The sequence below is a fragment of the Mesorhizobium sp. M7A.F.Ca.ET.027.03.2.1 genome, from assembly GCF_003999175.1.
Taxonomy (GTDB): Bacteria; Pseudomonadota; Alphaproteobacteria; order Rhizobiales; family Rhizobiaceae; genus Mesorhizobium.
The window spans coordinates 1-23,798 of the sequence record NZ_RZOM01000005.1 but is presented as its reverse complement, the minus strand read 5'-3'; the positions used below and the strand labels follow the sequence as shown (position 1 = coordinate 23,798).

22 protein-coding genes and 1 pseudogene are annotated in these 23,798 nt (G+C 60.4%); 8 read left to right on the top strand and 15 right to left on the bottom strand.

Annotated elements, in window-relative coordinates:
• From EN750_RS00640 to EN750_RS00620, 3 genes are all read right to left on the bottom strand, one after another.
• Window positions 1–692, bottom strand: a 692-nt coding sequence (locus EN750_RS00640; protein WP_127395304.1) for a DNA ligase, incomplete at its 3' end; no start/stop codon positions are given.
• A 3,190-nt stretch (window positions 693–3,882) separates the two neighbouring features.
• Window positions 3,883–4,989 (bottom strand): PAS domain-containing sensor histidine kinase, encoded by a 1,107-nt coding sequence (locus EN750_RS00625; protein ID WP_127395303.1) that lies wholly within the window; start codon window positions 4,987–4,989, stop codon window positions 3,883–3,885.
• Window positions 4,990–4,996: 7 nt separating this feature from the next.
• Window positions 4,997–5,785 (bottom strand): alpha/beta hydrolase, encoded by a 789-nt coding sequence (locus EN750_RS00620; RefSeq protein ID WP_127380181.1) that lies wholly within the window; start codon window positions 5,783–5,785, stop codon window positions 4,997–4,999.
• A 580-nt stretch (window positions 5,786–6,365) separates the two neighbouring features.
• On the opposite strand from EN750_RS00620, the gene EN750_RS00610 reads away from it, so the two are divergent.
• Window positions 6,366–6,551: a hypothetical protein gene (locus EN750_RS00610; RefSeq protein WP_127332018.1), complete on the top strand. Its 186-nt coding sequence runs from the start codon at window positions 6,366–6,368 to the stop codon at window positions 6,549–6,551.
• A gap of 250 nt (window positions 6,552–6,801) precedes the next feature.
• Here EN750_RS00610 and EN750_RS00600 read toward each other — a convergent pair whose 3' ends face one another.
• From EN750_RS00600 to EN750_RS41415, 3 genes are all read right to left on the bottom strand, one after another.
• Window positions 6,802–7,770 (bottom strand): manganese catalase family protein, encoded by a 969-nt coding sequence (locus tag EN750_RS00600; protein ID WP_127395302.1) that lies wholly within the window; start codon window positions 7,768–7,770, stop codon window positions 6,802–6,804.
• 98 nt (window positions 7,771–7,868) lie between these two features.
• Window positions 7,869–8,423 carry a M20/M25/M40 family metallo-hydrolase gene (locus tag EN750_RS41420; protein ID WP_281062255.1) on the bottom strand — a complete coding sequence of 185 codons (555 nt, stop codon included), beginning with the start codon at window positions 8,421–8,423 and terminating at the stop codon, window positions 7,869–7,871.
• Between the two features lie 11 nt (window positions 8,424–8,434).
• Window positions 8,435–8,932 carry a hypothetical protein gene (locus EN750_RS41415; protein ID WP_281062254.1) on the bottom strand — a complete coding sequence of 166 codons (498 nt, stop codon included), beginning with the start codon at window positions 8,930–8,932 and terminating at the stop codon, window positions 8,435–8,437.
• 453 nt (window positions 8,933–9,385) lie between these two features.
• Here EN750_RS41415 and EN750_RS00590 point away from each other — a divergent pair, with 453 nt between their 5' ends.
• From EN750_RS00590 to EN750_RS00570, 5 genes are all read left to right on the top strand, one after another.
• Window positions 9,386–9,559: a hypothetical protein gene (locus tag EN750_RS00590; protein ID WP_127395301.1), complete on the top strand. Its 174-nt coding sequence runs from the start codon at window positions 9,386–9,388 to the stop codon at window positions 9,557–9,559.
• A gap of 537 nt (window positions 9,560–10,096) precedes the next feature.
• Entirely contained in the window at window positions 10,097–10,621 is a 525-nt protein-coding gene (locus EN750_RS00585) for a ferritin-like domain-containing protein (protein ID WP_127395300.1), read from the top strand.
• 35 nt (window positions 10,622–10,656) lie between these two features.
• Entirely contained in the window at window positions 10,657–11,274 is a 618-nt protein-coding gene (locus tag EN750_RS00580) for an ATP-dependent Clp protease proteolytic subunit (RefSeq protein ID WP_127395299.1), read from the top strand.
• 402 nt (window positions 11,275–11,676) lie between these two features.
• A complete protein-coding gene (locus tag EN750_RS00575; protein ID WP_127395298.1) occupies window positions 11,677–12,960 on the top strand; it encodes an SDR family oxidoreductase in 1,284 nt (427 codons plus the stop codon).
• A complete protein-coding gene (locus EN750_RS00570; protein ID WP_127395297.1) occupies window positions 12,960–13,442 on the top strand; it encodes a DUF2269 family protein in 483 nt (160 codons plus the stop codon). The genes EN750_RS00575 and EN750_RS00570 overlap by 1 nt, the downstream gene beginning before the upstream one ends.
• Before the next feature lie 306 nt (window positions 13,443–13,748).
• Here the strand turns inward: EN750_RS00570 and EN750_RS00565 are convergent, their stop codons facing one another.
• The 8 genes and pseudogenes from EN750_RS00565 to EN750_RS40265 all read right to left on the bottom strand — a co-directional run.
• Window positions 13,749–14,738 carry an alpha/beta hydrolase gene (locus tag EN750_RS00565; RefSeq protein WP_127395296.1) on the bottom strand — a complete coding sequence of 330 codons (990 nt, stop codon included), beginning with the start codon at window positions 14,736–14,738 and terminating at the stop codon, window positions 13,749–13,751.
• A gap of 125 nt (window positions 14,739–14,863) precedes the next feature.
• Window positions 14,864–15,400: a cyanophycinase gene (locus tag EN750_RS00560; RefSeq protein ID WP_245482545.1), complete on the bottom strand. Its 537-nt coding sequence runs from the start codon at window positions 15,398–15,400 to the stop codon at window positions 14,864–14,866.
• Window positions 15,306–15,689, bottom strand: coding sequence for a hypothetical protein (locus EN750_RS40285; protein ID WP_245482543.1), 384 nt, complete (start codon window positions 15,687–15,689; stop codon window positions 15,306–15,308). Before EN750_RS40285 ends, EN750_RS00560 begins: the two co-directional genes overlap by 95 nt.
• Entirely contained in the window at window positions 15,686–16,588 is a 903-nt protein-coding gene (locus EN750_RS00555; protein ID WP_127395295.1) for an isoaspartyl peptidase/L-asparaginase family protein, read from the bottom strand. Before EN750_RS00555 ends, EN750_RS40285 begins: the two co-directional genes overlap by 4 nt.
• Complete coding sequence (locus EN750_RS40280; RefSeq protein WP_245482542.1) at window positions 16,588–17,124, bottom strand: cyanophycin synthetase; 537 nt, start codon at window positions 17,122–17,124, stop codon at window positions 16,588–16,590. Before EN750_RS40280 ends, EN750_RS00555 begins: the two co-directional genes overlap by 1 nt.
• Window positions 17,121–18,137 (bottom strand): Mur ligase family protein, encoded by a 1,017-nt coding sequence (locus tag EN750_RS40275; RefSeq protein WP_245482540.1) that lies wholly within the window; start codon window positions 18,135–18,137, stop codon window positions 17,121–17,123. Before EN750_RS40275 ends, EN750_RS40280 begins: the two co-directional genes overlap by 4 nt.
• Entirely contained in the window at window positions 18,115–18,519 is a 405-nt protein-coding gene (locus tag EN750_RS40270) for a hypothetical protein (protein WP_245482538.1), read from the bottom strand. The genes EN750_RS40275 and EN750_RS40270 overlap by 23 nt, the downstream gene beginning before the upstream one ends.
• A gap of 454 nt (window positions 18,520–18,973) precedes the next feature.
• Window positions 18,974–19,264, bottom strand: a pseudogene (locus EN750_RS40265) (cyanophycin synthetase); the annotation flags it as partial.
• Window positions 19,265–20,028: 764 nt separating this feature from the next.
• Here EN750_RS40265 and sdhD point away from each other — a divergent pair.
• Window positions 20,029–20,418, top strand: coding sequence for a succinate dehydrogenase, hydrophobic membrane anchor protein (sdhD, locus tag EN750_RS00540; RefSeq protein ID WP_127395293.1), 390 nt, complete (start codon window positions 20,029–20,031; stop codon window positions 20,416–20,418).
• A 77-nt stretch (window positions 20,419–20,495) separates the two neighbouring features.
• On the opposite strand, the gene ctaD is transcribed toward sdhD, so the two are convergent.
• Window positions 20,496–22,154 carry a cytochrome c oxidase subunit I gene (gene ctaD, locus EN750_RS00535; RefSeq protein ID WP_127395292.1) on the bottom strand — a complete coding sequence of 553 codons (1,659 nt, stop codon included), beginning with the start codon at window positions 22,152–22,154 and terminating at the stop codon, window positions 20,496–20,498.
• 331 nt (window positions 22,155–22,485) lie between these two features.
• On the opposite strand from ctaD, the gene EN750_RS00525 reads away from it, so the two are divergent.
• On the top strand, window positions 22,486–23,292 hold the full coding sequence (locus tag EN750_RS00525; RefSeq protein WP_127395290.1) for a DUF2243 domain-containing protein: 807 nt from the start codon (window positions 22,486–22,488) through the stop codon (window positions 23,290–23,292).
• Window positions 23,293–23,798: the final 506 nt, after the last annotated feature.

Sequence of the window (23,798 nt, the reverse complement as noted above, 5' to 3'; positions counted from 1 at the left end):
GTCCAGAGCCAGTTCTTGATTGCATCGGTTTTGGCGATCACCGCCTTGCCGACATTCTTGACGTGTCGTGCGAACAGCCTCTCTGTCCACTCGCCGGGCTGCCGCTTGATCCCAATAAGTTCAAAATCAATGTCCCAGCACTTCAGCCAGACTGCATCCTTTGCCCCGCTGCGGTAAGGGGTGACCTTGCGCTTCGAGACGATACCTTTGAGGCTCATCCGATCGGCCGCTTCGTAGATCTCGACACCGCCTTCGACATGCTGGCTGCACTGGACGATGCCTTCGGCCGGCTGGATGAGTTCCCGCAGGATTGCCTTGCGCTCGACTGCTGGCCGCCAGCGCAGATCTTCGCCACTTTTGTGCAGGATATCGAAGGCGACGAAGGCGAGCAGCTCGGCATTCCACGCCATGCGCGAATACATCGCGTGAAAGTTCGGCCGGCCGCCCGGCCGCGCGATCATCTCGCCGCCGGGAATGAAGGATTTCGCTTTCAGCTGCTCGGCGGCAGTGACGACAGGCCGGTGACGTTTCAACCGGTCTATCCCCATGCGGGTGAAGGTGAGCGCGCCGGCCCAATCGAAAATGATCTGGGTGCAACAGCCATCATCTTTGATTTCGCACAGCCAGCCGTTGCTAACCGGCGGCTTCAGCGCCAGGACAGGCTCCTGCGGCTTGATGAACTTCAAACGCATGAACTGACTCGCAAACTGCGATTCAATTTAGCACACGCTTAATTAGTCTCGTAGCATTTTAACGAGTCATTGACCGCGCTGTCCCATTATAGGACGGCGCGGTCAAAACCCAACCGGACTGCGCAGGCGGCTCCGGCACTGAAGCGCCCGCCCGAATGCCGGAGCCGCCACTCACACCTAATATACCAGCAATGGTTGAATCAACCGTTACCGCACGTGCTTTCCTCTGCGCTTCCCTGATCGTTACACTGTTGACCGAGCGGACCGAACGCTTCTAGACGATGAAAGTTCGATGGAGAGGACGAAGCTACCCGATCGTGGGCCCGTAATCCCGGCAAGCGGCATGCAGGATAGCTCTAACCTGCCTGACGTGCGGTGAGCAGACAATGCGTGAGCTTCGCTAAGCGATCTGGCACATTGACCCTCTGAGCGGTCGATCCACTATGGATGTAGCCGCTTATACAGGGTCCACCGCCGGCGCCTCAATAGGCGGCGGGCCGCAGGTCCCAGGGCGCTCAAATCGAACGCGAAACAGCCGTCTCGCACTCATTTGCCGATGCCGCGAGACGGGCTGCGGAAGCTTCCACCCAGTACGAGGCTTCCAGCGTTCCGAACCTTGGCTGCTGAAGACTGCTCCGTTAGCTTTTGCTGAAGCGGGTACTTGTTATGCTGCGGTGATTTTTCGTCGCCATGAAAAAACTAGCTGCCTCGGACAGGAACGGCTTGGCCCGAGCGGCTGGAGTCGCAAGACCCGTGGGAGGATAGTCCAGTTTCCGGATCCCGGAAACAGTTTAAGTCGAAGCCGCGCTACTCGGACACTCCCAGGCCCCGCCAACCATTCCCGTAGATCTTCTGTCGATTTTCGCCAAGACGTAGCGAATAATTGGCACTCCGCACGCAGGATCTCCCCTTCGATGGAAAATTGCTTGTGCTGACGAACGAGATCGTCCAGGCGATCTAGATAAGGTAGGCGGCTCATCAGCCTTCACCACGCTGCACCTCACATGCGCTCTCCATGAATGAGTACCCACCACGCCACCGAGCCGTGGCGGGTACTCAGCCAACCGCCGACGAAGGCACGATGATCGACGGTCACATTTCCAAATGTAGAAAAGGCTCCGTTGTTTCAGGGTCGGACCTTTGCGAGTCCATGTCGGGCTTCAGTCGGGCCCAGACACGATAGAGTGCCTGCAAGCGTGTGTAGCAGCGCCAGCGCGAAGGCCCCGTCACTGACCAGCAATGATGGATTTCGGAAACCAGGTTGCCTTGTCCGCAAGACTCAGTGGGTCCGCCCCCACTTGCGGGTAGAGGCGGACCCGACCGAGGCTTGGGGGCCTCGACCGGCAGCGGGGGACGCTGCCGCTTTTTCAACCTGCCGCAGCATATCAGGTTCCGCTGATTCACAAAAAGCCCACCGGGAAGATGGCGGGCAGGTTCTGGAGTGTGCTGGGACCAACCAGCATAGGTCAACAAGCCGCGACAGGGTTGGTCCCGATAGCGGGCGGACGCCGCCAAGCCGCAGCCCTCGTTTCACCCGCCCGCTGCTTGTCCCACACTCTCGTCCCGGCGCCGCCTGTAGCCTGTCACATGCATCGCTGAGACATCGCTCGTAACGACCGTCCCCCTCGCGGGGAAGATCGATCATCCGATCGTCGCACAGATCGAAGGAACATTTTAGAGTTATCGAATGTTCACATCCTATGGACAGCCGAACCCAACTCTCAGCAGCTCAATCGAGAACAGCACGCGCCCTGCTGAACTGGTCGCGGGTGCGCCTTGCCGCAAAGCCAGTCTCAGCGAAATGGCGATCAGAGATTTTGAGAACGGTATTCGAAATCCGCGTCCCCACAAGATCGCGGCCATGCGCCAAGCGTTTGAGGACGCGGGAATTACTTTCACCTTCGAAGGCGCTCAGTCGCTAGCCCGCCCTGAAGGTCATAGCGGTCTCGCCACCACCAATAGAATGTGGCGCCGCCGGCAGAGACAAGCATAACGATAAGGGTCCTTCATCCGCAGAGAGTATGTGTCTAGTGCGCGTGCCTGAGCATCGGTCTGCCGCCGACGACGCGCTCAAGCTGCTGGCACGCTTCGGCATGGTCGGCATCGCCGCCACAATTCTGTATGCCGCTTTGGTTACCCCTTTTATCGAAACGGCTCGCTGTCACCCCATCCAGCCCTCGCTTGGGGCAATATGCCGCAGCCACCCTGTATTCGTACCTGGCTTACAGATCCCTGACGTTCGTGTCGGGCCCATCGCATCGAACTGAAGCTCCGCGTTTCCCGGCGATTCTTGACGCGCTCAGATAACATCGCGCCGTGTGACGGCGAGTCCTAGCCGCCTGCGCGGACGTCTCAATGAGATGCCGGCCTTTCGCAGAATCGCCAGGAGTCTGGCAGGGGCATTGTTGTATTTGGTGGGTCATAAAGTTTTTGCGCCGGCCTTAGGAACATGCATCCGGAATCTAAGTTGGGAACGTGCTTGGTGTGAGAACTCCCTCCCTCAAGTCCAAGCTCTGGTGCAGGGCCCGTCGCTGTGACCTCAGCGGCGGGCCAACCTGGAGAAACCCGTGCAACATTTTCGTAAGGCTGGAACCCGTTTGCAGCTCGGCTTCGGGCAGGTCTCAAAGCCAAGGCCCCCTCTAGTCGTGCCTTCAGCGACCGGTCTACTCGTCAGACGCTCCACGGTCTCAATGATGGCCTTCGCCAGCGGCTCGGGTTGTAGTGACCAGTCAGCCCAATCCTCGGATGGTAGCACGCCAAGGGCGATATTTGCGGATCCGCAGCGGCGTTGCGCCTCGCGCGCTTGTCGACGCTTCGCCTGGACAGTTTGGCCTCCTACCAGAATACCGTTGAATTTACAGTTTGGTAAAAAATTCCCCATCAATCGTAGACTGACTTCGCGGCCGCCACTGAGGAAGGAGGGTGACGGCCTTCCGGTGTCCTGCTCGGCTAGGAAAACCAAGCGCGATCCAAACTTCCATCCTGGGAGCAAGGTTGCCTTGAATCGAAAGTGGGTCCGCCCCACTGGCAGGCAGAGGCGGACTCGGCCGAGGCTTGGGGACCTCGACCGGCAGCGGGGACGCTGCCGCCGTTTCGAACCTGTTCCGACTATCAAGTTCCGCTAACGCACAAAAGAGCCCGTCACCTTCCGGCAGCGGGGGTGGAGAGCAGCCATGAGATAGTTGTGCGATCAATTTGCGGGGATATGGAGGCTAAAGCGCGTTTGCTCCACATCGGAGACTACGTCCAAGCTTCCGCCATGGGCGCGGGCAATTTCTGACGCGATGAAGAGCCCCAATCCCAGGCCCTGTTGGCGGCTCTTTGCCTCTCCTCGATAAAATGGCTGAAAGAGGCGTTGCAGCGCCGATTCCGGAATAGGCTTACCGCCGTTCGCAACCGACAGGCTAAAGAGGCCGTCCTGAACCTGCGCGGCTACCTTGATCGGAGCTTCAGGGTCGCCATGAGCGATGGCGTTTCCCATTAGGTTCGAGAAAAGCTGCGCGATCCTCGCATGATCAGCATCGATCATGCATCCGTCCAGATTGAACGACACCTCGATCTGACGCTCCGGGTAGCTTGATCTTATCTCGTCAAGCACCTGCTGCAATGCGGGCTGGATCGGGTTGTCGCGGTCCCTCGATAGTCCGAGACCCCCTCCAAGTCGACCTCTCGCGAAATCCAAGACATTGTCGATCAAGCCGCTCATCCGGGAAACGCTCGCCAGCATGAGGCGCAGGACTTGGGAGGTTTTTTCGTCGCTGGTGTCAGAGCTTCGGGCCAGCATGTGGACGCCAGCAGAAATCGAAGCCAGGGGATTTCGCAGGTCGTGGCCAAGCACCGCTATGAACTGCTCGCGCAGTTCCGCAGTCTGTTGTGCGGAATTCAGGCCGATCTGCAGCTCGCGTCTGGCCTCACTCAGCTCTCGCTCGTAGCGTCGACGCTGCGTCGCGCGAAAGAGCGCCACGCGTGTCTCAATTAATTCTCCAGTGGGCGTCCTCTTTTCCCAGGCGTTGGCTAGGACTGACAGGCTCTCGCCATCCGACTTCATCACGTCCAACGCAACCTCATCAAAGGAGCCCTGCATCCTCAACAGGGGAGCGAAATGTGTCTCATAGAACATTCTTCCGGCGATATTGAGGATGTCACGGAAGCGTTTCCCGACAACTGCCTCCCTAGAAAACCCGGTCCATTTGTAGAAAGTAGTGTTTGCGTCGTCGATGCGCCCATCGGCAGCTACAACGAGGTAGCCACAAGGCGCGTTCTCAAAAAGGTCGAGGTATCTGTTACCAGCGTTCATTGTGTAGTCAGACGAACGACCGTATCGCCGCAACAACTTCCTGCGGCGAGCTGAGATTTGGGCAGTGGCCGACCGCGTCGAGGTGAACCAATTTACTGCCCGCGATGTGGTCGCGGACGTACTCACCGACTTGATCGCCGGCAATGATGTCGTCGGAACACTGCAGCACTAGCGTCCGCGCGGTGACTTTCGGCAGGTCGGCTCTGTTGTCGGATGTGAATGTGGCCCGCGCGAATTCACGAGCGATGTCGGGATCAGTTCGACAAAAGCTGTTGGTGAGCTCCTCAGCAAGTTCCGGCCGATCCGCGTTCCCCATAATTGCTGGCGCCATGGCGGCCGACCAGCCCATGTGGTTGTCGGCTAGAGATGAAAGCAGGCCCTCGACATCAGCCTCTGAAAAGCCGCCGACATAGCCGTCATCGTTTATATAGCGCGGAGACGGACCAACCAAAACAAGGGTCTCGAATATTTCGGGTGCCTTCAAGGATGCGAGCACCCCGATCATTGCGCTGACGGAATGCCCGACGAATACCGTTTTCCGCAATTCGAGAGCCCGACCGATTTCAATGAGGTCATCCGCGTAGCCGTCCAGCGAGGCGTATTTAGCGCTGTCGTACGCAGACAGGTCGGACTTCCCAGCCCCTACCTGGTCGAAAAGTACGGTGCGAAAATCGTGGCGGAATGCAGGCTCGACGAAACGCCACATGTTTTGATCACAGCCGAAGCCGTGGGCAAACACCATCGTTTTAGGTCCCGTGCCATGAGCCAGAACATTGTTGCGCTTCAGAACGTACATGTCTTCAGACCAGAGGAAATCGATACCTAAATAGCCCGTCTGAAAAAAACTTCAAATGGCAACGAAATGACGCCCGCACTCGGAGCGTATCTCTAGTCTGCACGTGGAGTTGATGAAGTTGTTCGTATAACCATATGGCGCAGCCCATTCCGGTGCTCGTTGTCGAGGACGACGAACTCATCCGGATCGATATCGTCGACTTCCTTGGGCATGAGGGGTTCGTCGATTACGAGGCAGCCGGTGCGGACGAGGATTCTGCTTCTGGAACAACATCCATCGGTTTGAATGCTGTCGGGAGACGATGCGAGGATACGGATAGCGGAAAATTCGCTCACGCGCATTGGTGTGGAGTTCGTCCATGGGGAAAATACCTTCTCCGCTTGAGGCACGCTTGGACATGAGGCGTGAAGCGCAAAAGAGCTGGGGATGCTATTGGTAGCGAGACGTCTGCCGGTAACATATCGCTCAACAATTACCCCGCCTGCTAGGCCGGGCACTGTCTCGGTTGAAGTTTATCCGCCCTATCTGTCGCACGACGGGCCGATCTCCTATATGCTTAGCGGAAAGCATGTGAGTGCCAATGCCCTTCACTGTCATCTGGTATGGAAGACGCGGCATCGTCGACAAAGTGTCCTTCGACGCGGAGAAGGCGGCAAAAGACCATGCCATTGCGATGTTCCCGACCCGTAAGGGTGACGATGGGATCGTTTCAGTTGAAGTTCGTAAAGACAACGGCGCCGTCGTCTTTAGTCACGCGGAGAACTGAGAGAGCGAGGCCAGCGCCACAGCCGCCATCGATCCGTTCGATCTGCCGGGGGCGCGGATCGGCCGGCAATACCTCCAGCTGTGGCCTCGATCCGCGGCTGCGCCGAGAACGACTGGCCTGTCGCCGATGTCGTCGGACGGCTTGAATTGGGGCGCTGGGATCGAGCGGTCGATCTCCGAATATTCATTCGGCACTCGGGCCAAACTCGCCATTGCCGCCGCGCTGCTCGGCGCGCCATCGCTGCTCTAAACTAACGCTTACGTGCGCGTTTGACAGCAGCCTCTGCCACGGCCGGGGCCTCCTGAATGCTTGCCGGGCCGCCAAAATCCGCGTTCTTGGTTCGGCCAGCTCCCGGGCCAGCGCCCAGATCAGCGCCTGTGATCGGATCGGAGGCCGGATCAGAAAGAGTACGGTCGGCCATCTTGGCCACCACCTTCATGTCTCTGGCGCCCATCTTGACGGTTGCCAAGCCGTCTCCGCCGTCGACGGGCATCACCTCTTCAAGGTCATCGATCCGATCCCACTCTTCGCCGGAATTCCATGGACCATTGGTATCGCCGTCACCTTGAGAGGTATTGACGTACATGCTGGCGTACTTCTCGATGCCTGGGAGCTTGCCTGACGGGAAATTGTTTTCGATGGCGTAGAGTGCTTTCTCAAACGACTTTTGGTGAGCGATCTCGCGTGTCATCAGGAAGCCGAGCGCGTCCTTGATGCCCGGATCATCGGTGATGTTGATGAGGCGTTCGTAAACGATCTTGGCGCGCGCTTCAGCGGCGATATTCGACCGCAAATCCACCGTAGGTTCACCGCGTGAGTCAACATAGGCCGCGGTCCAGGGAACGCCGGCTGAGTCGCACAGCGCGGGAGCACCGCCGAACAGGATCGATTCCTTGGCTGTTGTACCGCTGGCGCCGATCATCAGATAAAGGTCCGCTTCTTTCATCTGGCCCTCGGCAAGTTGTGCCTTGAGCCCCTTGTTCAGCATGGTGACGATCGATCCCACCACCTCAAGGTGGCTGAGTTCTTCAGTGGCTATGTCGAGCAACATGTCGCGACGGCCAAGATCATCCTCGCCAAGGCCTTGCGTGAAATACCGCATCGCCGCCGCAAGCTCACCATCGGCGCCACCGAATTGTTCCATGATCATGCAGGCCAGGCGGGGATTAGGCTCCGAAACGCGGACGGTGTATTGCAGGCGCTTGTTGTGCATGAACATCGGCAGTCCTCCAGGGGGTTGGCTTGCCCAACATCCGCCTACGAGGATTGTTCCACATTGCATCGAGTGACGCAGTGGATCCGCGAGGCCATGGCGCGCTATGGGGTGAAATCCGTGTCGGGACGCACATCGCGGCAAAACGCGCACACTAGTTCGATCGTCGCTTCGATGTCGGCGAGACACAAAACCTCGGATGGGGTATGCATGTAGCGTAGAGGCACGGACGAGAGTCCCGTGGCGGCACCTCCGCGGCTAGTTTGCAGGAGGCGGGCATCGGTCGGGCTTTTGTCTCCGTAGGCCTGCAACTGATACGGAAGACCCCTACGATCCGCGGCTCCCTTGAGAAGGTCGAACACTAAGGGGTTGGTGCTTGGGCCTTGCGAGAGTCCGGGACCTTTCCCAAGGTCCAACTTACCTTGGTCTTCTGCCCTGGCGAGCGGGTAATCCATGGCCACCCCCATGTCTACCGCTAGCGCAGCATGCGGGGCGAGATTGAAGGCTGCTGTTTGGGCGCCTCTTGATCCTATCTCCTCCTGAACCGTCCCCAACACGTATACGCCCACCTCGGGATGCAGGCCGCCATCCTGTTTGAGCCGCCTTACGATCTCCGTGCCAATAAAGAGGCCCGCCTTATTGTCGAAAGCGCGTGCCATCGCGCGATCACCTAAAGCATCGTGAAGCTTGCATTCAGAGTGACCGGGCTGCCAATTTTCACGACTTTTTCCGCCTCCTCCCGCGACCTGGCGCCAATATCGATCCACAGATCCTTCAAGCTGGGAGTCTGGCTGCTATCGGACAATTTGAATGCCTGTATGGCCTTGCGACCAATCACGCCCGCAACCCGCTCAGCACCGTGTATCCAGACCCGCTGCCCGATCTCTGTAGCGACGTCGGTGCCACCAATTGTGTTGAAGAACAGGAAGCCATTTTCATCGATGTAATGAACAATGAAGCCGATTTCATCCATGTGCCCAGCGTACATGACGCGAAAGCCGGCTTCCGGGTTCAGGATTGCGCTCACATTGCCCAGCACATCGGTCGTCACCTTATCTGCAAACTCGCGGACGTTGTCCCGATAGAGCTTGGCGACGAGCTGTTCGAATCCGCTTGGGGAAGGCGTCGCAATGAGCGCCTCCAGATAGGAAAAAGACTGGGCGCGCACGTTTTCCTCCGGGTGCTGGAAAGAACATGTTGTCTGAGCTAATCCACGCCCGATGTGTTGGTTCCAATCGGAGCAGCAAGACAGATTGCACGGGCCTGGAGGAGGCGAGCCGCGCCGGCCTGGAAGGCTTGAAAAGATCTGGCGAGAGCGGCGCTGAAGGAGCGCGATTAGGCAGCAATTATTCGTCGAGGTCAGGGATGAAAGCGGCGAAAAACTGCTGAGGCTCTGAATTCGTCTGCAGGTCACAGCGATGGGATGACAGATCCCGAATGGCCACAGCTAAGTCCGGCGCCAGGCATCTCTTGAAAAGTTTTGCGATCTCGGAACAATCGCGCCAAACCACAGTTCCAGCCAGGCAGTGGAGCTGCAAGATTTGTGACCCGATCGCGCGTGGCCCTCCCACGGCGCCGGCGCTCGATCACCAGCAGGCGATATAATCGGGACGATAGCTCGATGGGCAAGAAGGCCAAGCAGAACACCGGGTCTCGGGCGGATCGCGAACGGGCCATCGAAGCGAACTACTTTGCCCGAAAGTGCGGCCTCACCAAGGACGAGGCACTCAAGATTCTCAAGAACGCGTGTCGCAGGATCGATGAACAAGCGAAACGGCGGTCAGGCGACCAGTAGAAGAAATCGTCGCTCGATCGTCGCAACCGATGGCAGCGCATGATCTACTTCACCCCCGACACACCTTTTCGACAATCCGCTTCAACGATCCGGATGCGCAGGCCGGGGTCCCGTTTAGACCGGCAGAGGCAGCCGAGCGACCATTGCGGCATGCAATATGTGCCGAAAAGCCGCGCGATCTGGTTCTCACAACAGTTGCCCACAAAGCTCTGAGCAGGTCGTTCCGGCGCCGCGGCCCCCCGACTACCGTCTTGTCAACATGATCGCCGAAAGCGTGGCCTGCAATCGACTTCGATCGTCCAGGCGAGAACGCCGTTAAGGCGCGGCAGGCGGCTTAACAAGCGGCCGCGAGGCTAGGCTAGCGCAGAGGCGACATGGCGCCGTTTGGCGCCGGTTGTGCCGACCATAACGGAGCGAGATGCCCACGGGTCCTTGCTCGTGCTTCCCACGATGTCTTTGAGGGCGAGGAACAACGGATGGCCTTGGTTGTTAGAGCCCATATGCCGCGACGCATTGAACTCGAGGTGGGAGATGGAGATGGCGACGAAAAAAAGCGCCCAGAGCAGCACAAAGGGCTTGGAAGATCTCTTTTACGAAGCCTTGAAGGACATATACTACGCCGAGCGTAAGATCTTAAGTGCCCTCAAGAAAATGGCCAGGGGTGCCGAATCGCAAGAGTTGACCGCCGCGTTCGAGAAGCACCGCGACGAGACTGAGGGCCAGGTCGAGCGGCTGCAGCAGGTGTTCGAAATTTTCGGCAAGCGCACGCAGGGCAAGACCTGTCCGGCCATCGACGGCATTCTTGAGGAAGGCCAGGAGATTCTGGAGGAGTTCCAGGAGGCGCCGGCCCTCGACGCCGGACTTGTCGCCGCGGCCCAGGCCGTTGAGCATTATGAAATTGCCCGCTATGGCACGCTTGTGACCTGGGCAGGGCTGCTCGGCTTGAATGACGCCGTCCAACTGCTTCAGCAGACGCTCGAGGAAGAGAAGGCAACTGACGAGGCGCTGACTCAACTCGGACAAGCCGGCGTAAACGAAAGGGCGCTGCAGGAAGCCGCCTAGCTGGACCCGTTTCAGTCTGCTGGGAGACCCAGTCCATGAACATCGCCGGAAACGTGCCGCCCTCGGGCGGCACCACACCCACCGACCCGGCTCCTGAGCTGGCACGGCTGCTCTTCGAGCCGAACATCTCCATCAACGGGCCCATTGGCCAGGATACGGTGACTTTCTTCCTCGGCCGGCTGGAAGAAGTTCGTCGCAGCGGCCAGGACATGCTGATGGAGTTGAACACCAGCGGCGGCGATGCCGATGCCGCGCGTCGCATCGCGCTCGAAATCCGCCTGTTCCGCCTGCATTCAGGGCGACGCGCCTATTGTGTCGGCAAGACGCAGGTCTACTCGGCGGGAGTGACCATTTTTGCGGCGTTCGACCGGCATTGCCGCTTCCTGACGGAAGACGCGGTTCTGCTCGTGCATGAGCGGCGCATGGACACAAGCCTGGCGCTCAACGGCCCGATGCGGTCCTGCATCCAGATCGTGCGCGAAGAACTCGCCTTGCTCGAAACCGCCGAGCAGCTCGAAATGGAAGGCTTCAGGGAACTGGTCAACGGAAGCTCGCTGACCGCCGAAGAACTCTACCAACGCGCCACCAACAATTGCTATATCCATGCCGAGGACGCGTGTCGGTTGGGGCTCGTCGCCGAAGTGCTTGGCTAGGCCGATTGGTCGGTTGTGCAAAGCCCGAACCGTTTGGCTTTGCCAACTCGGACTTGCCACCCTTCAGACTTGACAGTTTTCAGACTTGCCGAGCAAAGTTTTGCAGGACAGCGTGGCAGCTTAGGATGAGCACCCGATGATGGGCACCAGAGGAACAACCAACCCGAGTCCGCGCTCGGCGCCTTTGCTCCATGACAAGGCCGCGCGAACAATGATGGGAGCTCTGGGCGCAGTTGCTTCCAGCGCCGCGCGGACGCTTGCTTCAATCAGCCCTCACCTGGGCGACCAGGTCTCGGACCGCCCGATCGAGTGGCCGGGCTGCGAAGACAGCTTTGTGGCGTCGTCCGGCTCCGCGTCCAGACAGGTCGAGGCGCGCCTGCCGTCCCAGTTAGGGCACGCGGGATGAGGGTTCTCGTCACCGGCGCGTCGGGTCTGATCGGAACTTCGCTTTGCGCGCGCCTGGCCGCCGATGGATATGAAATCGTTCGCGTGCTGCATCGTGCCGGCACCGCGCCCTTCACAGGCTTGCCGCCTGTCTTGCTCGACATGGCAAAGGCGCGGACGCAGGACTGGAGCCCGCATCTGATAGGTATCGATGCGGTCGTTAACTGCGCCGGCGTGCTGCAGGACAGCACGCAAGAAAGCACTGGCGGTGTGCATGCGGGCGGCGCATCGGCACTCTTTGCCGCCTGTGAGCAGGCGGGCGTGAGAAAAGTCATTCACTTCTCGGCAATCGGGGTCGATCGGCTGCAGCCGTCCGCCTTCTCGGCCACCAAGCTGGCTGGCGACCAGGCGTTGATGGCGCGCGATTTGGACTGGGTCATCCTGCGCCCGTCGGTCGTGCTGGGCCGGCCGGCGTTCGGCGCCAGTGCGCTGTTTCGCGGACTGGCCGCATTGCCGCTGTTGCCGGTGATGCCCAGCACGGGTCGGCTTCAGGTCGTACAGTTGGACGACGTGATCGCCACTGTCCTGCATTTTCTCCGGCCCGATAGCGCATCGAGCATCGCGCTTGACCTTGCCGGACCTGAAGCGCTGCCGATGAGCAAGGTGGTTGGCCTCTACCGCTGCTGGCTCGGGTCGAGGCCGGCTGGAGAGTTCACTCTGCCCGGAAGCGTCGCGGCCGGCCTGTACCGGATCGGCGATGCGACGGCTCTGCTCGGCTGGCGCCCGCCGATGCGCAGCAATGCGGCCAAGGAAATCGTGCGGGGCGCTGTCGGCGACCCGCACCCGTGGATCGCAGCGACAGGCATCCAACCATCCAGCCTCGAAGCAGCGCTAAAGCTCAATCCCGCGACGGTGCAGGAGCGATGGTTCGCCCGTCTCTATTTCGTCAAGCCGGCGATCTTTACTGTCCTGCCCTTCTTCTGGATCATGACGGGTGTCATTTCCCTGACCACTGGCTGGCGCCGCGGGGTCGACTTGCTGGTAGGCACTGCCATCGGTCCGCTGGCGGAACCGGCGGTCATCGCCGGAGCGCTGGCCGACATGGCGGTCGGCGCGTTGATCGCCTGGCGACCGACCAGTCGGCTGGGTCTGTTCGGGGCGATCGCGGTGGCTCTTTTCTATGCGATCGCGGGGACCATGCTGCGGCCCGAGCTGTGGAACGAGCCACTCGGCCCTTTCTTGAAGATCCTGCCGATCATTGTTCTGCATTTTGTCGCGCTGGCAGTCCTGGAGGAACGCTGATGAGCTACTTCATTCTCAAGTTCCTGCATGTCGTCGGAGCGGCGGTGCTGCTGGGCACTGGCGCCGGTATCGCCTTCTTCATGCTGCTCGCCCATCGGACCGCAAATTCCGCAACCATCGCGGCGGTCGCACGCGTCGTCGTGATCGCCGATTTCATGTTCACTGCAACCGCCGTCATCGCCCAACCTGTCACCGGTGCGTTTCTCGCGTGGCATTCCGGATATTCGCTGACCGAGGGGTGGATTGTGCTTTCGATCCTGCTCTACCTCATCACCGGCCTGTTCTGGCTTCCAGTCGTGTGGATGCAGATCGAGATGCGCAATCTCGCTATGCAGGCCGCGGCAGCGAAGCAACCTCCACCACAGCGCTATAACACCTTGTTTCGGCTCTGGTTCGCCTTTGGCTTTCCTGCCTTCGCGGCTGTGCTCGCCATCTTCTGGTTGATGATTTCGCGACCTTCGATCGATTGGTTCGCCTTGTAGCACCGGACTTCGTCTCCCTCGTCACGGTCTGCAACATCGTTGCGCCTGGCAAGTTGGGCGGCGATGGACGCCAGCCGCAGACTGCCTCGTTCCGTTCTTGCATATCGGGTGGCAATGGTTGCACAGGTCCCCGCTCATCGCCCGAGCACCTCTGTGGCGCTTCAGGAGGCGGTTCGGCGGGTTGGTGTCGGGAGAAATCGGAATCTTTTGTAGGCTCTCAGCCTGCGGGAACCCGGCGAACCGGCTCCGCGCAAGTACCCCTGCCCTGCCAACACGACAAACCGCCGGCTGCCCTGATCGATGATGTCAGCGCGCAGCTGGCGAGAGCGCGTCGCTGCTGCCTCCGTCTTTTGGTGGACGAGGCATACAGGTGACCTTGTCGATCATTCGGAGCACCGCCTGCGGGTCACTGTGGTGAGCCATGTGCCCGGAATTCGGGATTATTTCTATCAGTGATCCTGAAATTTCGGCATGCAAGCGTTCCGCTTCACGCCGAGCGTCGAACAGCCTGTCCCCTGCTCCAGCGACGATTCCGGTCGGCACGTCGATGTCCCGATAGCAAGGCTTCGTAAACAGCGCCGCGCCGAGCATCAGGGCTGTCTCCACACAGACTGAGCGCAACTGAGAGGGGCGGCTGGCGACCTCCTTTGTGCTCACCGAAAAAACGTTCGAGATCGGCCCAGGCCGGAATATCTTTCGCATAGCCGACGGCCAGCCGAGCCTTACTGCGAGCGGCAGCAAGGTGTGACGGAATGGCGAGCCCATCAGCGGTACGGCCGGTAGTGTTGCAAGAGCGAGATCCAGCCTCGGTGAGGGATAGTAATATCCAGAGACGAGGACCAGGCCGGCGACCGAGGGAGCGTGCCTGCGGGCCATCTCCAGCGCGATCCAAGCGCCCCAGGAATGTCCAAGCACGAGGTATTTGTGAATGCCTAGTTTGGCGGCGGCCTCGTGGAAGAGATCGGCCTGCTCGCACGCCGACCAGCGCTTTCGAGCCGGTCGCGAGCTTCCGCCGAAGCCTGGCCGGTCGAAGGCGAGGACCCGATGCTTGGCACTCGCCAGGTCGAGCACGCCGCTGACCGCAAAATCCTCCGCAACCGAGCCATTGCCATGCAACAGGAGCAAAGGAGGCCCGCTGCCTTTCTCGATGATACTCAGGTCCACCCCATCGATCCTCAGAGTGCGTCCCTTCAAACGGGGAGCCAAGGCCTTCCTGGCGCGTGCGTTATTGTATGCCGCCAGCGAGAGGGCGGCAGCCGCAAACAGCGTGGCGAGCTTTATCCGGTTTGAAAACATACTGACTCCTGCGCTGGGTCTGCACGGTGGCCATCGTTGAGCGCGTCGCGGTTGCGCATCGGCATCGGCGTCGCCAACTCGGTTAGCCAGTCCCGCCGTAGCTTTGCCATCCGGGTGTCAAAGCCTCACGGAACCCCGACCGGGCGTCGCATCGCGAGATCGAAGGCATCGCCGGAGCTCAGCACGTGAACCCTCAAATCATGGATGGAAAGGGCGGCATCAGGTTCACCTTCCGCGATGTTGGAATGCGTGACGCCGGCTGCATCAACCAGATAGACAGCGCCGCTGCCGATGACCTTGAACATCTCGCCATTCACCACGATCGCCGTGTCTTCATCAATGCCGATGCCCAGGACCCGTGGGTTCTGCGACACCGCTCCGATGAGCCGCCCGATGCGGCCTCGCTCCGCAAAGTGCTGGTCGATGATGACATTCGGCAGCAGGCCCAACCCCGGCGCCATGCGAATATGGCCGATCCGAAAGGACGCAGCGTTCGGCCCCTTCACCATCATGGTATCGCTCATGACCGACGCGCCCGCGGAGGTGCCGGCAATTATGCCTCCGGCTTCATAGATTTCGTGCACCCGCTCGTCGATGGGGGTGTCGCCGATCTGGCTGGTGATGCGGAGCTGGTCGCCACCGGAGAAGAACACAGCGCTCACGTTTGCGAGCGCGCTTATTTTTTTTTTCATGAGCCGCCTCGAGACGGTCGTTGACGTAGAGCTCGACGACTTCCTTGATGCCCAACTCGCCGAAGGACTTCTGATACTTCTCGAGATAGCCATCCGGCTCATGCGACGCGATGGTGGCAAGCACCAGGCGGCCGTTCGGAACCAGGCTGGCGACCTCCTTCAATATGACGCGATCGCCGTCATGGTCCTCGTGGCCACCGATGATGACAAGCGTTCCGGCTTTGCCATTGGAGGGGCGCCTTTTCTTCTTGCCGGTCATCTGCCCTCGTCTTTCTTGCGCAGGAAGACATGCCGATGGTTGTCCTCGCTGGTCATGAACGCGACTGCGAACTCCCGGCTGTTGTGCGCCCACCCGGACTTCCCGGTTGGGGTAAGCACGATGGCTCCCGCTTCACCGCCGATCGCCTCAACCTCCCTGAGGGAGGGCTCCAGCACCTCCTCCACGCCCGCCATAGCTGCCCGTCCGGCGGAAAGTGCGCGCCGCGCGGAAAGCGCCTGCATGACCCGAGCGGCGAGAGCCTTTCGCGCGATATGCTCGCCGTCTCCCGAAAAGGCCACGGCGCCCAATTGGTTGTCGGCGTAGTAGCCGCAACCGGGTTGAGGAGAATCGCCCACTCGGCCCGGAGCGCTGCCGTCCAGTCCCCCGGTGGAAGTGCCCACGGCGAGATCCCCATACTGGTCAAGGGCAACGACACCGATTGTATCCTTCGCCTCCGACTTGCTGGCGAAATCGCGTTGTTGCGGCGTGACCAAGTCAGCCGGATCGCAAAGCTCCAGTTGTTTATCGGCGGCGAAACGCCTGGCGCCGTCCGACGCCAGCAGGATTGGCTCCTCATGGAGCATGGCCTTGGCGACACTGATGGGATGGCGCACGCCCTTGATCACAGCCACGGCGCCCACATTGAAGTCCCTGCCCTCCATGACGCCTGCGCACATTTCGACCTCGCCGTCCGAATTGAGGGCACTGCCATATCCTGCATTGAACGTCGGGTCCGTCTCGAGGACACGACCGGCGGCTTCCACCGCATCGACTGCAGTTCCGCCGCCGGCCAGGACGGCGCGACCGGCCTCAAGCGCCTTGATGCACCCGTTGCGATGCGCCTCCTCCTCTTCTGGATCGATCTCCTTGGCGCCGCCGTGCAGGATGAGCGACCACATCAGCCAGCCCTCAGATGGCGAATATGGCTCTGATCGGGCCCTCGCCGAGAAGGTGCTGCGCCCTCAAACCCGGTCACCTGGCTCCAGACCGCCTCGACGTCGTCGACGGTGAGCACGACAAGGTCTTTCTCCCGAGCAAGCTGGAGACACACTTCGACAGCCTCTTTTTCGGGACAGACGGCTTGTATGCGCCCTGGAGCGCAGCCGGCGTTCAAGGCGCCTTCCCGCAGCAAGCCGGCGATCGTTCCGGGGGCTCGGCCGCGCAGTTCATGTTCATCCTCCTTGAAGACGATGACGTCGAATATTCGCGAAGCCACCGCCCCCATCTCGCGTATGTCGCAATCGCGGCGGTCGCCCGGTATGGCGACAAGGCCGATCGTGCGCTGATACCCGCGCTTCATATGGGAAACGAGTTTTCCCAGCGCCTTCAACCCCTCGGGATTGTGCGCGTAGTCAACGATCGTGCGGAAACCATGCCCGTCGAAGACGTTGAGGCGACCGGGAGAATGCTCGAACGAGGTGGTGAACTCGGTCAATGCAGCGCGGATAGTTGCCGCAGGTACGTCGTGGCAATGTGCCATCGCAACGGCCGCCAAGCTGTGGCGACGTTGAATTCAGCGGACCCCTCGAAGGTCGCGGGAATTTCGTCGACGTCCATCAGGAACATCGACTCCCCATCCTCGTGGATGACGATGTCCCAACCGTCCCTGCTGCGCTCCCGCGTCACGGCGCGGCCGCCTTCCGCCACGTGGCTGCGCAGGAAATCGGGCCAGTCGCTCCTGTTCGCCAGCGAGAAGTAGCAGATCCTGCCCCCGGCGTCGCGCGACATCGCGGAGGTGTGAATGTCGTCGGCGTTGAGGATGCTCCACCCGCTGCGGCGGACCGACTCGACGACCACCGACTTCACTTCCGCCAGGTCCTCGATAGTGTCGATGCCTCTCAGCCCCAGATGATCGCCATGGACGTTCAGCACCGCGCCAATGTCGCACGCGTCGAATGCAAGGCCTTCGCGCAGCATGCCGCCGCGTGCACATTCCAGCACAGCGACATCGACACCTGGCTCGCGCAGCACGATCCTGGCGCTTTGCGGACCCGAGCAATCGCCTGTCATGATCCGCTCGCCGTTCAGGTAGACGCCGGTGGTCGAGGTGAGCCCGACCGTTGCACCATTCGCATGCAGAATGTGCGACAGCATTCTGGCGGTGGTCGACTTGCCGTTTGTCCCTGTGATCGCGAAGATTGGAATGCGGCCGTCCTTGCCACCCTTGAAGAGCAGATCGAGCACCGGCCGTGCGACATTGCGGGCGCGGCCCGAGGACGGTTCGAGATGCATGCGAAACCCGGGACCGGCATTCACCTCTATGATGCCGCCGCTGGTCTCGCTGACCGGCCGCGAAATGTCAGGACAGACGAAGTCGATCCCCGCGATGTCGAGACCGACGATCTGTGCCGCCCGCCTGGCGATCAGCGCGTTTTCCGGATGGATTTCATCAGTCCGGTCGGTTGCCGTCCCGCCGGTCGACAGATTAGCGGTGGGTCGCAGGAGCACCATTTGACCCCGGCGCTGGAACGCTCGAAAGCGTGAGCTGCGACTTTGACAGGAAATGCTCGACACATTCGTCGATCTCGATGCGGGTCAGCACCGAAGAATGGCCCTCTCCCCGTCGCGCGTCGCGGTTCGTCTGCTCGACGAGTTCGGCGACAGAGCTCCGGCCATCGCCGACGACATGTGCCGGGACCCTCTCGGCAAGCGCCACCACCTTTCCTCCGATCACCAGGATCCTGTGGTCCGAGCCGACGAAGTGCTGCTCGACGATCACGCTGCGACTGTGTTCTCGCGCCTGTTCGAAGCCCCAGCGGACTTCGTCCTCTGTTGCGAGGCCGATGTTGACGCCGCTTCCATGATTGCCGTCCAGTGGTTTGGTGACCACAGGGTATCCGAGCCGTGCCGCTGCCGCGACAGCGTCCTGCGCTCGATCGCACCAGTTCCCCGCTGGGGACCGGCAGCCCGGCCTGCTGCAGCAGGAATTTTGTCAGGTCCTTGTCGGAGGCGATTTCGGTCGCGATCTCAGAAGTGAGGTCGGTGCAACTGGCGCGAATGCGCTTCTGATGCTTGCCTTGGCCGAGCAGCACCAGGCTGCTGTCATCGAGCCGCGCCGCGGGAATCCCCCGTCTCTCGGCCTCGCGCACCAGAGAGGCGGTCGTGGGGCCCAAGGCACGCTCGGCGGCGCCAGCCTTGAGCTGCTGCAGCCTCACCGCGAAATCGAATGGCCCTTCCATTTCGGCAATCTCGTCGAGCCCCTCGAGGCCATGCAGATTGCCCGGCAGGAGACTATCCACCAACTCGAGCGCAACTCGTCCGGCGAGCAGCCCCACAACCTCATCATTGTAGGAGAACATGACGTTGTAAGTGCCCGGACTGCCTTTGACCGAACGTGTCTTTCCTCGTGTCACCGGGTGGCCCAGCATGCTCTGCAGTTCCAGGGCGACGTGCTCCACGACGTGGCCGAGCCAGGTTCCTTCCTGCATACGGCGGACGAACCCGCCGGCGACGCCATAGCTGCAGCCATGGCCCCCAAGGCCGGGCAACAGGCGAACGATGTCATCGGTAAATCCGGGCAGCTTGTCTGTCGGGAACGCTTCAAGGGCTCCGAGGTCGATCTGGATCCGGACCATTGGCGTCATGCTGTAAAGATGAGGTCCGCGGAACACGCGGGCGTCCACGACACGGATGCTGGTGCGAAAACGCGCGGCGTCTTGATGAATTTCGTTGCCCGACATAGTCCGTTCTCCTGACTAGCCCCGCAAACTTCTTGAGGATCGATAAATTCCCGGCTGTGAAACGCAAATCTTTTTGCCCGATCGAGAAACAAAAAGGGCTTTTAACATATGTTGGCCAAGAACAGATTCTGGTCATCTTACCCGCCGCAAGGGGCGGGCCATGCATTGCGCCTGCTTGTTCCTAAGCGTAGCACGGCACGCTGCGGCCCATTGAAGGCAACCCCCGACCTACCGGACTGCGCAGAGATCCCAGCTGCCGAGTGCCGGGCGCCCGGCTTGGGCTCGTGGCGACCGCTTTGAGGGCAGCATCGAGGCGTTTGAATTTTCAACGCCGGACGGCCACCAGGGAACATTTTCAAATGCACTGTGTTTGGCGCCAACCTTGCACACCGGAACTACCGCCATGCAGAGTCGCGCGCTGGTCAAAGAGATCGACGCCGTCCGCCTCAGCATCTCGCTCCTTGAAAAGGAGTTGTGGACAGCTGGCAGACCCAACAAGATCCGATGGCGTTCAGGATACGAGCTAACCGCCCAAAAAGCTCGCCTTGCCAAACTGGAGAACGTGCTTGCCCACTATCCATCCGTGACGCGAGCCCGAGCATTGGACAGCAACAGCTTGAGTTACGGGCAAAGGAACCAGGTGAGTTAGGGGAAGCAAGATGGCTGACAGACACTCGATCAGAACTCCGTTAGCTCGAGTGCAGGGCCTTGGGTCGGCGAAACACGGAACCGAAACGTTCATGCTGGAACGACTGACATCTGCTGCACTTTTGATCCTCGTCATTTACATCGTCGCGGTCGTTATAAGGCTGATCGGAGAGCCTCGAGATGTCGTCATCCGCGCAGTCGGATCGGTCTATGTCGCACCCGCCCTCATCACCTTCATTCTGGTGAACTGCGTCCACATGCGGCTGGGCATGCAATCGATCATCGAAGACTACTGCCACGCCACCGTGCTGAAATCTGTCCTGCTGATCGCTAACTGGTTGTTTTGCTGGGCAGTAGCCCTCGCCAGCTTTTTCGCCGTGCTGGTGATCAGCTTCCGATAGGCGGATTCACGAACAGCGCGGCGCGGTTCCAACTCAGCGCGCCGATCCCGTTGTCTGTCGCGCACGGCGAGCCGTCTTCATTCTATTTTCGGCAGCCTGTCCCATTGATGGAAAGGCGGCGGAGAGGTCAATTCCCATTCCAACGTGGTGGCTCCCGGCCCCCAAGGGTTCATGCCGGCGGCCCTTCGCCGGTGGAAAGCCTCCACGATGCTGGCAAGGAAAATCAGGACACTCGCGGCCGACAGATAGGATCCAAAGGAGGAGACCATGTTCCAACCGGCAAAAGCGTCGGGATAGTCGATATAGCGACGCGGCATGCCGGCCATCCCGAGAAAGTGGTGGGGGAAGAAGACGAGGTTCACACCGACGAAGGTCGTCCAGAAATGGATCCCAGCCAAAACCGGATTGTACAAATATCCTGTCATCTTCGGGAACCAGTAATACCAGCCCGCGAAGATGCCGAAGATGGCACCCAACGAAAGAATGTAGTGGAAGTGTGCGACGACATAGTAGGTGTCGTGCAATTGCCGGTCGAGGCTGGCGTTCGCAAGCTGTACGCCGGTCACGCCTCCGACAGTGAACAAGAATATGAAGCCGAGCGCCCACAGCATCGGGGTGCGCAAGCTAAGGGAACCGCCCCACATGGTTGCGATCCAGGAGAACACCTTGATCCCAGTCGGCACCGCGATCACCATCGTGGCGAAGGTGAAATAGCGCTGCGTGTCCAGCCCTATTCCGCTGGTGTACATATGGTGAGCCCAAACGACGAAACCGATCGCCCCGATCGCGACGATCGCATAGACCATCCCCAGATAGCCGAAGATCGGCTTTCGCGAAAATGTCGAGATCACCTGGCTCACGATGCCGAAGGCCGGCAAGATCATGATGTAGACTTCAGGATGGCCGAAAAACCAGAAGAGATGCTGGTACAGGATAGGATCGCCGCCGCCGTCCGGCGCGAAGAATGTGGTGCCAAAATTTCTATCGGTCAGGAGCATTGTAATGGCCCCTGCTAGGACAGGCAGGGCCAGCAGCAGCAGGAATCCGGTGATGAGGATCGACCACACGAACAGAGGCATTCTATGCAACGTCATCCCTGGCGCGCGCATATTGAAGATCGTGGTGATGAAATTGATGGCGCCGAGTATCGAAGAGGCTCCCGCGATGTGCAGAGAAAGAATGACCAGATCGACGGAAGGACCGGGATGGCCGGAGGTCGAAAGGGGCGGATAGAGGAACCAGCCGGTCCCGGGACCGTAGCCGCCGGGGACACTGGGCATGAAGATCGACAATAGAAGCAGCATCAATGCCGGCGGCAGCAGCCAGAACGAGATGTTGTTCATGCGTGGGAAGGCCATGTCCGGGGCGCCGATCATGATCGGAACCATCCAGTTGGCGAAACCACCGATCAGTGCGGGCATGACGGTGAAGAAGATCATGATCAGCGCGTGCGCCGTGGTGAACACGTTATAAAGTTGCTTGCCGGCATCTATGGCCGCGTCGCCTTGGTAGCCGTAGATCATCGATGCCAACCCGGGGAAAAGCTGGATCCCGGGTTGCTGCAGTTCAATTCGCATGCCCACCGACAAGAGCATGCCGATGACCCCCGCGATGAAGGCGAAGATCAGGTAGAGGGTTCCGATATCCTTGTGGTTTGTCGAAAACAGCCAGCGGGTGATGCCCCGCGGCTTGTGGTCGTCGCGGCTGCTCGGAGCCGCCGCCGAATATTCACTCATGAGCGTTCTCCGCTTCAGCCATCCGCCAACAGGGCATCCGAACCATGATGTCAGTTGATTGTTCCCTCCCCAGAACGCCCGACGCGAGGGAACATACGGCAGAAGCCGAGGTTCGGGTCGGGCGCGGCCTGTCCCTGCGCGGTTGAAGGATCGACATCCATGCTGGCAATCATTGCTGCGACTTTGGTTCTGACGACAGTGGTCGGCGGGCTGATTACCGCCTTCTGGATCGAGGCCCGTCATGATCTCCACGACCCGACACCGGACAGGGCGATGCACCTGGAGCTGCTAACCAGACTTGTAGCTCCGGTTTCGGCGGAGTCGTCGTGATATGGACACCATCACCGCGAAACTCGATCCAAGAACGCGAGTCGGCTGGCTTCTGCTCGGCTTCGCGCTGGGCGGTTTCTTCGACGGCATCGTCCTGCACCAGATTCTGCAATGGCATCATCTTCTCTCGGGCCTCGCCGACCCGGCGGGTTCCGACCTGCGCTTCCAGATCATGGCCGACGGCCTTTTTCATCTGTTCATGTACGTTTTGGCCGTTGCCGGCACGGTGCTGCTGGTGGCGGCGAGGGCAGCAGGCGGGCGGGCCGGAACGACGACCGAGATCCTTCGGCTAGCCTTCACCGGGTTCGGCCTCTGGCATCTGGTGGACGCCATTGTGTTCCATTGGCTGCTCGGCCTGCATCGGATCAAGATGAACAGCGACATGCCGCTCGCCTGGGATATTGCGTGGCTGGTCATCTTCGGAATCGTGCCGCTGCTGTTGGTGCTGGTGCTGCCCAACCGCGGTAGACCGGCACGCGGCGCCTCGGCGGCTCTGACCAGCATCGTCCTGCTTGCAGGACTGACTACGGGTGCCGGCCCGCTCTTCAACGGTGCCACCACTTCCGTCATCGTCTTTCGAGCTGGGATGGAACCGGCCGGGATGGTGCAGGCGGTTCAAGCCGCCGACACCGACCTCAAGTGGGTCGACGCCAGCGGCACCATCTGGGCGGTCGATAGGGTCTCATGGCGCGGGTTGATGACCCTGCACGCGCGCGGCGCCCTGGTCGTCGGCACAACGCCTGTCATTGCCGGATGCCTCGCCTGGACCGATGCCGCTGGCGCGAGCAGTCGCTCCGGCCAGCAGTGAGGCATCCTAGCCCGCTTCCGGAAGGTGGCGGGCTTTTTGTCGGCCGATTGCCACGCCTGGTCGAAGGCAAAGAGTGGCACATTGCGGATTGGCAAATTAGATCGAAGAAGAAGAGCTATCAGAAGCCCGCATTCACCAAAAGTGAGCGGCTGTCGTCGGTGACGGCATCGCCCAGTTCGTCCGGGGTCTCCGGGATCATCGATTAATCAAGAGAATTGCAGCTTGGAAGCCCGCTGCTGAAAGGTGGCGGGCTTTTTAGTGCATTAGTGGAACCTGATATGTCGAGGCAGGTTGGAACCGGCGGCAGCGTCCCCCGCTGCCGGGCCGAGGCCCCAAGCCTTGGCCGGGTCCGCCTCTGCCCGCCAGTAGGGGCGGACCCACTGCAACATGGCTCCGAAAATGAAGTTTGGATCGCTCTCGGTTTCCCTGGCCGTGGATAACACCGGAAGGCCCGTTACTGCTCCCTCAGTGGCGGGGTTTTTAATGGCAGGCTGGCCGGTGGAACA

What these genes read in the sequence shown, in the direction of transcription:
- EN750_RS00625 (WP_127395303.1), bottom strand. Translation starts at nt 4,989, where the DNA reads ATGAACGCTGGTAACAGATACCTCGACCTTTTTGAGAACGCGCCTTGT.
- EN750_RS00620 (WP_127380181.1), bottom strand. Translation starts at nt 5,785, where the DNA reads ATGTACGTTCTGAAGCGCAACAATGTTCTGGCTCATGGCACGGGACCT.
- EN750_RS00610 (WP_127332018.1), top strand. Translation starts at nt 6,366, where the DNA reads ATGCCCTTCACTGTCATCTGGTATGGAAGACGCGGCATCGTCGACAAA.
- EN750_RS00600 (WP_127395302.1), bottom strand. Translation starts at nt 7,770, where the DNA reads ATGTTCATGCACAACAAGCGCCTGCAATACACCGTCCGCGTTTCGGAG.
- EN750_RS41420 (WP_281062255.1), bottom strand. Translation starts at nt 8,423, where the DNA reads ATGGCACGCGCTTTCGACAATAAGGCGGGCCTCTTTATTGGCACGGAG.
- EN750_RS00590 (WP_127395301.1), top strand. Translation starts at nt 9,386, where the DNA reads ATGGGCAAGAAGGCCAAGCAGAACACCGGGTCTCGGGCGGATCGCGAA.
- EN750_RS00585 (WP_127395300.1), top strand. Translation starts at nt 10,097, where the DNA reads ATGGCGACGAAAAAAAGCGCCCAGAGCAGCACAAAGGGCTTGGAAGAT.
- EN750_RS00580 (WP_127395299.1), top strand. Translation starts at nt 10,657, where the DNA reads ATGAACATCGCCGGAAACGTGCCGCCCTCGGGCGGCACCACACCCACC.
- EN750_RS00575 (WP_127395298.1), top strand. Translation starts at nt 11,677, where the DNA reads ATGAGGGTTCTCGTCACCGGCGCGTCGGGTCTGATCGGAACTTCGCTT.
- EN750_RS00570 (WP_127395297.1), top strand. Translation starts at nt 12,960, where the DNA reads ATGAGCTACTTCATTCTCAAGTTCCTGCATGTCGTCGGAGCGGCGGTG.
- EN750_RS00565 (WP_127395296.1), bottom strand. Translation starts at nt 14,738, where the DNA reads ATGTTTTCAAACCGGATAAAGCTCGCCACGCTGTTTGCGGCTGCCGCC.
- EN750_RS40285 (WP_245482543.1), bottom strand. Translation starts at nt 15,689, where the DNA reads ATGACCGGCAAGAAGAAAAGGCGCCCCTCCAATGGCAAAGCCGGAACG.
- EN750_RS00555 (WP_127395295.1), bottom strand. Translation starts at nt 16,588, where the DNA reads ATGTGGTCGCTCATCCTGCACGGCGGCGCCAAGGAGATCGATCCAGAA.
- sdhD (WP_127395293.1), top strand. Translation starts at nt 20,029, where the DNA reads ATGGCTGACAGACACTCGATCAGAACTCCGTTAGCTCGAGTGCAGGGC.
- ctaD (WP_127395292.1), bottom strand. Translation starts at nt 22,154, where the DNA reads ATGAGTGAATATTCGGCGGCGGCTCCGAGCAGCCGCGACGACCACAAG.
- EN750_RS00525 (WP_127395290.1), top strand. Translation starts at nt 22,486, where the DNA reads ATGGACACCATCACCGCGAAACTCGATCCAAGAACGCGAGTCGGCTGG.